10 protein-coding genes and 1 pseudogene are annotated in these 12,820 nt (G+C 26.7%); 1 reads left to right on the forward strand and 10 read right to left on the reverse strand.

Translation table 11 applies throughout. The features are described from left to right. Nucleotides 1-25 precede the first annotated feature (25 nt). From Q0K52_RS04215 to Q0K52_RS04230, 4 genes are all read right to left on the reverse strand, one after another. Nucleotides 26-1,090 carry a DNA adenine methylase gene (locus Q0K52_RS04215; protein WP_297296798.1) on the reverse strand — a complete coding sequence of 355 codons (1,065 nt, stop codon included), beginning with the start codon at nt 1,088-1,090 and terminating at the stop codon, nt 26-28. Nucleotides 1,091-1,172: 82 nt separating this feature from the next. Beyond that, the gene (locus Q0K52_RS04220; RefSeq protein ID WP_297296800.1) at nt 1,173-1,337 is read right to left on the reverse strand and encodes a zinc ribbon domain-containing protein; all 165 of its coding nucleotides are present in this window, start codon (nt 1,335-1,337) and stop codon (nt 1,173-1,175) included. A gap of 121 nt (nt 1,338-1,458) precedes the next feature. Beyond that, complete coding sequence (locus Q0K52_RS04225; protein WP_297296802.1) at nt 1,459-1,818, reverse strand: hypothetical protein; 360 nt, start codon at nt 1,816-1,818, stop codon at nt 1,459-1,461. Between the two features lie 114 nt (nt 1,819-1,932). Continuing rightward, nucleotides 1,933-3,594: a methyl-accepting chemotaxis protein gene (locus Q0K52_RS04230; RefSeq protein ID WP_297296804.1), complete on the reverse strand. Its 1,662-nt coding sequence runs from the start codon at nt 3,592-3,594 to the stop codon at nt 1,933-1,935. Between the two features lie 240 nt (nt 3,595-3,834). Between Q0K52_RS04230 and Q0K52_RS04235 the strand changes: the two genes are divergently transcribed. Further along, nucleotides 3,835-5,019 (forward strand): DUF815 domain-containing protein, encoded by a 1,185-nt coding sequence (locus Q0K52_RS04235; RefSeq protein WP_297296806.1) that lies wholly within the window; start codon nt 3,835-3,837, stop codon nt 5,017-5,019. A gap of 5 nt (nt 5,020-5,024) precedes the next feature. Here Q0K52_RS04235 and Q0K52_RS14745 read toward each other — a convergent pair. The 6 genes and pseudogenes from Q0K52_RS14745 to Q0K52_RS04270 form a co-directional block, all read right to left on the reverse strand. Continuing rightward, nucleotides 5,025-6,598 (reverse strand): annotated as a pseudogene (locus tag Q0K52_RS14745) (ArnT family glycosyltransferase). A gap of 8 nt (nt 6,599-6,606) precedes the next feature. Further along, on the reverse strand, nt 6,607-8,241 hold the full coding sequence (locus Q0K52_RS04250; protein ID WP_297296812.1) for a hypothetical protein: 1,635 nt from the start codon (nt 8,239-8,241) through the stop codon (nt 6,607-6,609). 9 nt (nt 8,242-8,250) lie between these two features. Further along, on the reverse strand, nt 8,251-9,213 hold the full coding sequence (locus tag Q0K52_RS04255) for an ABC transporter ATP-binding protein (RefSeq protein WP_297296814.1): 963 nt from the start codon (nt 9,211-9,213) through the stop codon (nt 8,251-8,253). 84 nt (nt 9,214-9,297) lie between these two features. Further along, nucleotides 9,298-10,275 (reverse strand): ABC transporter ATP-binding protein, encoded by a 978-nt coding sequence (locus Q0K52_RS04260; RefSeq protein WP_297296816.1) that lies wholly within the window; start codon nt 10,273-10,275, stop codon nt 9,298-9,300. 86 nt (nt 10,276-10,361) lie between these two features. Continuing rightward, entirely contained in the window at nt 10,362-11,354 is a 993-nt protein-coding gene (locus Q0K52_RS04265) for an ABC transporter permease (RefSeq protein ID WP_297296818.1), read from the reverse strand. A gap of 34 nt (nt 11,355-11,388) precedes the next feature. After that, on the reverse strand, nt 11,389-12,309 hold the full coding sequence (locus Q0K52_RS04270) for an ABC transporter permease (protein WP_297296820.1): 921 nt from the start codon (nt 12,307-12,309) through the stop codon (nt 11,389-11,391). Nucleotides 12,310-12,820: the final 511 nt, after the last annotated feature.

A 12,820-nucleotide genomic window follows, 5' to 3' on the forward strand; every position in this document is an offset into this window, starting at 1 on the left:
ATTATCCATAATAAAAAATTTAAAATTATTTAGAACTTGCTACTATTAATATTTCATGGCTACCAGCTACACTTCCCTTACCTCCAACACCATTCATATATTTATTATAATATAAATCTACATTTTTTTTATACTTACTAATCATATTAACTATAGTATTTTCATCGGGATAACTTCTATCATTATAACTAAATAACCAATAAGGTATATCTTTTGAAAATTCAAATAATAAATTTAATGATTCTATAACATTATTTTTTTTATCAAAACCTGTATACTTTTTTGGCTCATATCTTTTAGTTGAATTAACAAATTCTTTATCTTTCCAATACTCTGTATAAGTCTCTAAAACATGATAAAAACTTTGGTAGTCAGCATGACTATTACAATATGGAGGATCAAAATACACTAAATCTATATTATCTAAATTTGGAAGTAATTCTAATATATCACAATTATAACTTATGTTATCTTTCTTATTATCAAATACTGCTGCATTGTAATATTTTAATAAATCTATAAATATGTCTTTTATAGGTCTTATCAAACTTCTATTTCTTTTTATTCTATCTGGATTAGAAGCATAATTTAAAGCTTGAGCATGACAAAAATGTCCCATTGTTACTTTTCTAGTCATACTTCTATTCATTATTGATAAAGCTAAAGATTTTTTATATCTATTCTCCAATCTATCTATATTAGACCTAAACGAATCTAAAAATAAAGTTTCATTAATATCAAAAAAAACATTTGTGTATACATCTTGAAATAAATTAAAAAAATTTTCATTAGAATTTTTATCAAATAAAATATTTAAATCTATATCTGTCAATATATTATTTTTATTTTCTATTAATGAAATCCCTATTTGATGATTAAAATTTAAAAAATCATTAGTTATTACTTTATATCCCAATTGCTTAAATCTAAAAGATACAGATTGAGATCCAGAAAAAGCATCTAATACATTATTTATATTATTAGGTAAAAAACTAGATATCCAATCTATAAATTTATATTTAGCACCTAGATATTGGGGTTGTGGAAATGTATAATCCAAATATGTTATTTCATTAAATAAATTAACCATAATTTAGTATAATTTATTAATTATTATTTTGCAAGTATAATAAACAATAATATAATAAAAGCTAATAAATCTAAAATATAAACTATTTTTTTATAATATGATCCATTGACTTAGTATCTTTGCTTCCGCATTTTGGGCATTTATGGCCAAAACCTAATAAATTAAAAACAGAAGGTCTTTTTCTAGAACTGAAGATTTTACCGCAAGAATTACATTTGTACATAAAAGGCGGGTGAAATGGCAACATAAAAAACTCCTTAAAAATATTAATATAATAATATTATAAATTATATATATGACAATTTTTGTCATGATTTAAAATTATTAATTTTTTATAATGCCATAAAAAAATAAATTAATTATTAAAATTATTTATTTTTTAAATAAACACCATCAAAAGTAATATCAAGTGTTTCATAATTTGATTCTTCTACTATTTCTATTCTGCCTCTGTCTATAATAGAAATTTTTATAGTATACTTATCGCATTTATAAATAATACTTTCTCCATCATAATTAGCAACATCATCTAATTCTAAAACATCTCCAGCTTTTGATACTGCATTTCCTTTAATATATAGTTCTGTATTATTCTTTAATGAAAGTTCTATAGTAGCATTATCATCTGTCCTTTTATAGACACCTACTAACTCTTCTATAGATATATCTTTAGCATACAAACTAAAAGCAAATAAAAATGAAATAAATGTAAATATAATCTTATTCATAACAAAATCCTAACCTAATAATATATAAATTATATAATGTAAAAATAAAAAAACAATAGCCATATAAATTAATATATAACTATTGTTTTTAAAAAAATATTCTATAAATTAATATTAAACTTTAAAGAAATTCATCAATTCAACAAGCTCTTTAGCCTGTCCCATTAAAGCCTCAGAAGAAGCAGTAGCCTCCTCTACTAAAGAAGCATTTTGCTGAGTTGATTGATCCATTTGAGAAACTGCTATATTAACTTGATCTACACCTGCCTGCTGCTCAACTGCCATAGCACTAATATCTTGCATAATTTTAGATGTATCTTCTATTTTTTGTTCAATATCCATAAATATTTCTTTAGATTTTCTAGCTGTTTCTGTAGCTGTTTTGATTTTATCATTTGCATCAGCTATAAGAGAAGTAATATCTTTAACAGAAGACTGACTTGTCTGTGCCAAATTTCTAACTTCACTTGCTACAACCGCAAAACCTTTACCTTGTTCTCCTGCACGTGCAGCTTCTACTGCAGCATTAAGTGCTAATATATTAGTTTGGAAAGCTATATTTTCTATTATTTTAGTAATATCTGTAATCTTATTACTAGCCTCAAATACAAGTTCTATGTTGTTTGTAGTAGCTTCAATTATTTCTCCTGCTTCCTGAACTGATTTTTCAGAATCCTGCATCATCTGATTTCCTCTAACAGAATTATCAGCTGATGATTTTATTGTAGAAGCTATCTCTTCCATAGAAGAAGCTGTTTCTTCCAAATGAGACGCCTGAAGCTCTGTTCTGCTTGATAAATCTGTATTACCTTGAGCTATTTCAGTAGCAGCATTTGATATCTCCCTTGAGCTTTCCAAAACTTTGGATATAATTTCTCTTAAGTGATTAACCATATTATGTAAACTGCCAAGAAGTGAAGCAAATTCACTATTACCTGTCATTTTACTTTCATCTATTTTTACAGTTAAATTACCGTTTGATATTTCAGAAGCTAAATGAACGCATAATCTTAAATTTTTTCCTATAAGTTTTCCTAAAGAAGCTAAGAATAAACCAACAGATAATCCAACAATAAACAATCCTATAAAAAATAGAATTGTATCATTTCTTACTTCATTTGCAGATTTTTGTAATTTTAAAGCATTATCAGCTTCAAGCCTATCAAAAAACTGATTAATAGGAGCCATTATTTCAGAAACTTTCTCTTCATAAGCTTTTCCATTAACAAGGTTTATAGCTTCTAATTGTCTTCCTTTATATTCTTCGGGTATTGAACCATCAGGATTTCTAGGTATACTTTTTATTATATCCATAGCTTGTACTTCTAATTTTACCAATGCTTCTGATCTGCTTTTAGATAAGGCTAAATAATCAAACATTTCTTTAGAAAAATTTAATTCCTGCATAACATCTGCATAAGATTTTGTTTGCCCGTCACTAGAAGGTTTTCTGCCGCTTCCTAAGAAAATAGACCAATATATACCCCTATCATAGTTTAAAGGTGTAGGCTTTGTACCGCCTGATATTGCAATACAATCATTATATGCTTGTTCATACTTTTGATCTGCTGTTGCAACATAACTTCTAACAAATTGAGTTAAAAATGCAGAATTCTGCTGATATTGTCTAGCTATAGCTGATGATTTTATAGTATGTTGATAAATACGGCTATAATCCGTAACACTTCTAACTATTCTCACTTGAAGATATATTAATAAAACTGTCACTACAAAAATATAAAAGCCAAAAATTATAAACTTAGTCCTGATCTTCATGATACACATCTCCAATAAAAATAGTATTTAATGATTTCGGAATTATATGTATTTAATATAAGAATAAATTTTTACAAAAATACTATAAAAATATAAAATAAAATCATTATATTTAAAATATATAAAATAAAATAACAAATCATACAAAAAAATAAAAAAAAATGACAATAAGAATACTTGAATATTATTTATAATAAACTTAAAATACATTACTATAAAAAATAATTATTGGAATATATTATGAACGAACAAGTAAAAAAAATAAGATTAGGACTTTCTAACATAGTTATATTTAGAGATATTTTAAAAAATAAAGTAATAAAAAAATTAATAAAATTTTTAGAAATCTATGAAGACAATAATAAAATAAAAGTGATTGATTATTATTCAGATTTTTTATATGAGTTATTTAAATATAATATCACAATAGGAGATTATATATTATCACAAATACTTTTAGATAATAATACCTATATAAATAAAAAAATAAAAAATGAATATATGAATAACTCTTTAGAAAATGCGTTAAAAAATGAATTATATTTCTTTGAATTTATATCATCATTTGATTTTACAGCTTTATTTGAAGAAGAATATTCAAAAAATATAGCTCAATTAGAAAATAAAAAGATAGATTTCTATAACATATATACTGACCATATAAACAATATCGATAAAAAAGGATATGGAATATTTTATAATAGTAATATGTTTACTCTTGATGATAGAAAAAATATAATACCGGCAAAACATCAGGATATGCAAAATATAAAACAATTATATGGTTATGAAAGAGAAAGAAGCAAAGTTATACAAAATACAAAAGCATTATTAGAGGGAAAAAAGGCAAATAATATACTTCTTTACGGTGATGCTGGTACTGGAAAAAGCAGTACTATAAAAGCAATTGCGAATATGTTCAAAAATGAAGGATTAAGGCTTATAGAAGTTAAAAAAAGTCAGTTATCATTTATTACAGATATAATAGAAATGCTAAGCGTAAGTCCTCTTAAATTCATAATATTTATAGATGATTTAACTTTCTCTTCTAATGATGATACATTTTCCTATTTGAAAGCTGTACTTGAAGGAGGCGTAAACTCTTTTCCAAATAATGTAGTAGTTTATGTTACTTCAAATTACAGACATTTAATAAAAGAAAATTTTAATGACAGAACAGGCGATGACATTCATATAGAAGATACTATTCAGCAAATAATAAGCTTAACTAATAGATTTGGAATCATTATCACTTTCCAAAGACCAGACAAAGATTTATTTATTGATATAGTTCTATCTTATGCTGAGTATAATAATATAAAAATGGACAAAGAAGAACTTATAAAACAAGCTGAAAGTTATGCTATAAGAAGTGCTGGAAGAAGTCCAAGAGCAGCAAAACAGTTTATAGAAACTTTATTATAATAATATTATTTTTCAGTATATCTATAAACTTTTAACTTATCATCTCCTGCTATAAGTTCAGCATCACTAGGCAAATTATTTAATAGATCATCATAAGGTTTTGATTTACCTGTATTTTTTAATCTTATATTTTCTATTTCATAATATATAAAATAAGTTAACTTTGAATTATCATCTCTATTCCAATCTAAATTTGGAAAATAAGCCATCTGCATATTATCAAAATAATGTTCATCATAAGGTACTATTTTAAATGATTTTCCTTCAGCATCCTTTGATATTGCAGTTAATATATTTCTAAATTTATTCTCTGTATATGGGGCTTCAAATAAATTATAATATCTTGTTAAATGTAAAAATCCCATATTAATACTATTTAAAGTTAATAATATTAAAGCTGATAATAATAATCTATTTTTATTTTTTAATAATTCATTAAATAATATTATTATAGTTATAAAAGAAAAAGCAAATATTCCGTATAGATATCTGAATGTACCAGGAGCTGATTTAAATAAAAAGAAGGTTAAACAAGTAGCTGGCATAAATAATAAATAAAATATAAATACTTCTTTTTCAATAATAGATTTGTAATTTTCTAATTTAATTTTTCTTGACTTAATCAAAAATATTATAGAATATATAAATCCTGCTAAAGAAATAACAGCAGTAATTGCAAGAAATATCATACCAATAAAAAAAGTATTTTCATTAAACCAAAAATAATTTGTAGGCGTAGAATTAGTACCATATAAAACAGAAAGCTCATTAGTTGAAAAATTAATATTGAGTAAACCTGAGGAAGTCCTTTAAAAACAGAAGAACTTTGCATATTAAGCATCAAATTAGTATTAAAAAATCCGTTTTTGATTTCAGAAATCAAATAAGGCAAATAAGTTAAAAAAGCTATAAATACACCAAGCAAATGAGCTTTTATATATTTTAATGTTCTTTTGTATCTAATTATTAAATAAACTATTGTTGTTGGAACCACAGAGAAAAATACAGCAATATGCCCCTGAGCCATTAAGGCTTCTATTGGAAAAATAAGCATTGCAGATGTAAAAACTAATTTTTCATTATTATTTGATACATATTCAGAAAATATTATTAAAAGTATAAAAGAAAGCATCAACGGTACATTAGGATTCCAAAAATCATTTGAAGAAAACATAACATAACCATTAGTCAGTATTAATGCAGATAAAATAGCACATAAATATATAGAAAATCTTTTATATATCCAAAATAAAAATAATATCAATATTACAGCACAAAGTATAATATAAATAATCCTAGCACCAGCAACAGATGCACCGCCCAAAGTATAACATAGTAAATAAACTATATAATAAAAACCACCTGGGATTCTTGCATAAGTGGTATTATCAGTAACATATTCAGGATTCATAAGTCTGTTTCCTACAACAGGTATAGTCTTTGTATCATAATACTGTTTCATGTCATATAAATGATATATTGGATCTATATAAACAGCTGTTTTATTAAAAGCATAAATATGAATAAATATAGCACAAAAAATAGAAACTAATATAGAAATAATTATTAACTTTTTCATTATACACCTTATGGCCTTTTAAAATTTTCTTTACCTATATACTTATATATATAAAGAGTTGAATTATTTGTTATTAAAATAGAATTAGTACTCATATAATTCATATAATTAGAAACACTTTCTAAAGTTCTTGATCTACTTCCCGCTAAATTAAGAATAATATAGAGATTTGTTGAATCATCAACTTGATTTATATTGATTTCAGGAAAATATATCATAGAAATATCTCTATACAAATAATTATGACTTCCGCTATATGCAAGATTAATACTAATATCATTATCAGCAGCATCTTCACTTAAAGCATAAAGCATATTTTTAAGTTCTTTGGCTGTTAAATCCTTTTCATAATATTTAATATATGTATGCAACTGCAAAGCTAATACAAAAATATTAATAAACAATAAAAAAGAACTTAAATAAAACAATTTATTATTATATTTAATTGTATCAACTTTTTGTATAAAGAATAAAAGTATAGGAGTATACGATAATGCAAAAAAAGGATACATATAATGAATCTTTGAAAACTGTCCTGAAAACATGTTTAATACTATTGTTATTGGTATAAACATAAAAAATATCATTAGCATTTCAATTAAAGTTTTTTCATTATTTGAAACAGCTTTATAATTTTTATTAAATATAAAATATCCGCCTCTTATAATTGATACAAAAGCTAATATTAAAGTAATTATTAAAAATAGTACTCCTAATATTCCTATAGGATAGAGATTCATCCAAAAATTAACAATACTTTCAAATTTACTTCCATAAAACACAGACATTTCATTTGTTGGAAATATAGCTATAGCATATATTTGCGGAAATGGAAATTTAGTGAAACTATCTTTAACTAAAAATGCCATTTTCAAATTTGAAAAATTGCTTTGTATTTCAGATATTAGATAAGGTAAATATTCTAAAAAAGATATAAATACACCTAAAATCCAATAAACTATATATTTTAATGTACGTTTATATTTAATAATCAAATATACTATAACTGTAGGAATTATTGAAAAAAATGCAAAAAAATGCCCTTGTGCTATTATAGCCAATATAGGAAAAATAAGGATAGAAGAAATTCTAACTATATTTTTTCTAGCATTATCTTCATCATGATTATCAATATATTCAAACAAAAATATAAAAAGTAAAAAACTAAATATTAAAGATAAATTTGGATTCCAAAAATCTGTACTTGCAAGAACAATATATCCATTACATAAAATTAATGGAGATATCATACCAGTTATGAATAATCCAAACTTTTTATAAATCCAAAATATAAAAATATATATAATTATCAAATTAAATATTAAATTTAATGTTTTAGCAATTAATAAATTTTCACCTGAAAGTTTATAAAATATTGTATAAAAAATATAATAAGCTCCTCCAGGAACTCTTGGTGTAGTAAATTCATCATCTATAATTCTAGTAGCTGTAAATCTAGTACTTGTAGTTGGAAACTTTTTACTTTCATACCATCTCTTCATATCATAAAAATGAGTTGGCTGATCTATACCTATAGTACCAATAAATTTTTTAGGTATGCTATAATATGCTAAAAATAAATTAGCAAAAATAGATAACACTATTAACAAAATGGGAATTAATATATACTTATTAAACCTCATAAATGGTCCTTATACCAAATGGCAAGCACAGTAATGACCGCTTTCTACTTCTCTAAACTCCGGTGCTTTTTCTGCACAAATAGCCTCTGCTTTAGGACATCTGGTTCTAAATTTGCATCCTGAAGGAGGATTGATTGGAGAAGGTATTTCACCTGAAAGTATTATTCTCTGTTTAGTCTTTGCAATTGACGGTTCTGATATAGGTATTGCTGAAATCAAAGACTGCGTATAAGGGTGAAGCGATTTTGTGTATAATGATTCGCTGTCAGTAAGCTCAACAATATTACCCAAATACATAACACCTATTCTTTTTGATATCTGACGTACTACAGCCAAATCATGAGCTATGAATAAATAAGTAAGTCCCATATCCTGCTGCATATCATAAAGCATATTGATAATTTGAGCCTGAATAGAAACGTCTAATGCTGATACAGGCTCATCGCATACTATAAACTCCGGATTAACTGCCAAAGCTCTGGCTATACCGATACGCTGTCTTTGTCCGCCTGAAAATTCATGAGGATATCTCTGTGCCTGCTCAGCATTAAGTCCTACAAGTTTAAGAAGATTTATTATTTTTTCCCTTCTTTCATCTTTTGTAGAATATAATTTATGTACATCTAATGCCTCGCCTATTATATCTTCAACTGTCATACGAGGATTAAGCGATGCATAAGGGTCTTGGAAAATTATCTGCATTTTCTTAGCATAATTGCGGTAATTTTCATTATTAACTTCCTGTCCGTCGAAAAATATTTTTCCGCTGGTAGGCTTATAAAGATGAAGCAAAGTTCTTCCTAATGTTGTTTTACCGCTTCCAGATTCTCCTACAAGTCCGAAAGTTTCACCTTTATTTATAGTAAAAGTTACTCCATCAACTGCTTTTACAGTTTGTATGCTTCTTCCGAAGAATCCGCCTTTTATTTTGAAATGTTGTTTTAAATCTTGTATATCTATTAAAGGTGCCATAAAAACTCTCTTTATTTCACTAATACTTTATTGTTAATATTTTTAATTATTTATATAAAAACCATTAACCCTATAACCATATAATCATTTAGGCATTTGATGAAGCCAGCAAGCTGAGAAATGACCTTTCTCAAATTCTGTTATAGGTGGTTTATGATCTATACATACTTTCATACATTCATCGCATCTAGTACTAAAAGGACAGCCTGCTTTCATATTAAGCAAGTCTATTGGTGTTCCTTCTATAGGTATAAGTCTGTCCTGTTTTATGTCGATACGAGGAAGTGATTTCAAAAGTCCTAAAGTATAAGGGTGTTTAGGACGTTCAAATATATCAAATACTGTTCCTCTCTCTACTATACCGCCGCCGTACATAACTATAATATCATCAGCCATATCAGCTACTATACCAAAGTCATGCGTAATAAGTATAACAGCCATATTGATTTTTTTCTGTATATCCTTTATAAGCTCAAGTATTTGTGCCTGTATAGTAACATCTAATGCAGTTGTAGGTTCATCGGCTATAAGTATCTTTGGATCTCCGGCAAGTGCCATAGCTATCATTATACGCTGACGCATACCGCCTGAAAGTTCATGAGGATATTGTTTTATTCTTCTTCTAGGCTCATTAATACCTACCAATGTAAGAAGCTCAACTATTCTCTCTATAGCATCAGTTTTGCTTATCTTTTGATGTGTAGTTAAAGCTTCCATTAACTGATTGCCTATTGTGTATACTGGATTAAGACAAGTCATAGGGTCTTGGAATATCATTGATATCAAATCGCCTCTGATTTTCTTTTTTTCATGCTCTGAAAGCTTAATTAAATCAGTGCCTTCAAAAAGTATTTCTCCATTAATAATTTTACCTGGTTCTTCTATAAGGCCCATAATAGAATATGCTGAAACACTTTTACCGCTTCCAGACTCTCCTACTATACCCAAAACCTTTGATTTATCCAAATTATAAGAAATATTATTAACCGCCTTAACTTCTCCAAGAGGAGTAAAGAAAGACACACTTAAATTTTTTACCTCTAATAAATGATTATTTTCCATATTCAATCCTTATTATTGCTAATAAAAATTGTTCGCTAATAGTATCCGACAAGTAAACTTATCGGATGCTCACAATTTTTATATATTTATCTGTTCTTCATTCTTGGATCTAATGCATCTCTTAAACCATCACCAACCAAATTAAAACAAAGTATTATAATACTTATTAAAGCTGCTGGGAAAAGTAATTGATAAGGATAAGAGTATACACCGCTTACAGCATTTGAAGTTAATGAACCAAGAGAAACCATAGGAGCACTAACACCTAAACCTAAGAAACTTAAAAATGCTTCAACGAATATAGCATTAGGTATTTGAACCATAGCAGAAACTATTATAGCTCCCATTGCATTAGGTATTAAATGTTTGAAAATTATTCTGCTATGAGGAGTTCCTAAAGCTCTTGCTGCTGTTACGAATTCCTGACCTTTTAATGCTAAAATCTGACCTCTTGTCATTCTTGCCATATTAGTCCAATAAAGCAAAGATATAACTATAAATATACTGAAAAGTCCAGGCCCTAAAAGACCTATTCCTCTTAAAGATTCATTTTGTAAAAATAATTTATCCATTGGGGCTTTGAGTACTACTGATAATAATACAACTACCAAAAGTGTTGGAACGGCACTTATTATATCTACTATACGCATCATAATACTATCAGTTAAGCCGCCGAAATAACCTGATATAGAACCATAAACTATACCTATTATTACAACCAATGTAGCTGATACTATACCTATCAAAAGCGATATTCTAGCACCTATCATACATCTTACAAGCAAATCTCTGCCCAAAGTATCCGTACCAAATGGGTGTTCAAATGTAGGAAGGCTATTTTCTACACCTCTGTTTATTTGGGCATATCCATAATCTGATATTATTGGTATAATAATAGAAAGTATTGCTATAATACCTATTACTATAATAGACACTAAAGCTACTCTATTTTTCTTAAATCTTCTATATGCGTCCTGCCAATAGGTCACACTTTCTCTTTTTACTTCTGCTGATGATTTCTCCTCATCTGTTGCTTTTACAAATAATGATTTATCTAAACTTTCTAAACTATTTTCCATTAATTAATATCCGCCTTTATAAAAAATTATAAAATTATTCCTGTATTTTTATTCTAGGGTCTATAATACCATAAGATAAGTCAACCAAGAAATTCATTGCTATCAAAAAAGCACCATAGAATATTGTAACACCTAATATTGTAGGATAATCTCTTTGTGTTATGCTTTCAACAAAGTATCTTCCAAGTCCAGGTATATTGAATATTTTTTCTACTACGAATGAACCTGTAAGTATAGCAGCGGCTAAAGGTCCTATATAAGTAACTATTGGTATAATAGCATTTCTTAAAGCATGCTTAAATATGATTATACCTCTTGATATACCTTTTGCTCTTGCTGTTTTTATATAATCTTGGTGAATAACATCAAGCATTGAACTTCTCATAAGTCTTGCCATAAAGCTTAAAGAACTAAAAGATAAAGCAAAACCCGGCATTATATATTGAGCAAATGAGTCAAATCCATAAGCAGGAAGTAATTTTAATTGTACAGAAAATATAATAATAGAAACTGTAGCAACTACGAAGCTAGGAACTGCTATACCCAAAGTAGCAGCAACCATTACAGCCCTATCTACAAATTTACCATGCCTTAGTGCTGCAACTATTCCGAACAAAACTCCTATTGTAGTAGAAATAAACATACTAAATATTCCAAGTCTAAAAGATACTGGAAAAGCTCTTATTATAGTACCTGAAACTGACTGACCTATTTTAGTAAGTGAAGTACCCAAATCACCTTTAATGGCATTTTTCAAATAATTACCATACTGCACTATTAGCGGTTTATCGAGTCCATATTTTTTGTTTAAATTTTCTAATGCTACTTTACTAAGAGGTTTTTCACCTACGAATGGGCCTCCTGGTACTGTATGCATTAAAAAGAATGTTATAGTTACTATAACAAAAAGGGTTAAAAGTGAAACTAATAATCTTCTGACAACATAAGAAAACATAAAAATACCTTCTAAATTAAAATAATTCAAATTATTATTGACAGTATATTATCTAATAAAAATTAACTTTTGTCAAACTTTAAATATTACTAATTTTTATAATAAATTCAATATCATCAAAATAAAAGCATAAATGAACTACAATTTATTCAGAAATCCCGCCCTTTATTCTCTTAAACATCATTAAAAATTCTAATTTTCATCATATTTAACACTCAATAAGAAAAAAACATGCCCGCCCAAGTTTTTATTAAATTTAAAGCCTATTCAACGCACGGTTAACCAAATTTCAAACATAATATAAATTGCATTTATAATACATTTTATATATTTAGCCTTGTTCTGCGTGCGTTAAAAATGTTAAAAATTTAAATAAATCTAGGGTGGGCTTTATAATAACAGTGCAAATTATAAAGAAATATAATATAAAAATTCAAATGATATTATAAAGCCTAGAGGGCGGGAATTAGAAGAAATTTATTAAATTATAGTTCATCTTCAGATATTTCTG

Origin of the sequence: uncultured Brachyspira sp., assembly GCF_944390845.1 — a bacterium.
Classification (GTDB): domain Bacteria; phylum Spirochaetota; class Brachyspiria; order Brachyspirales; family Brachyspiraceae; genus Brachyspira; species Brachyspira pulli.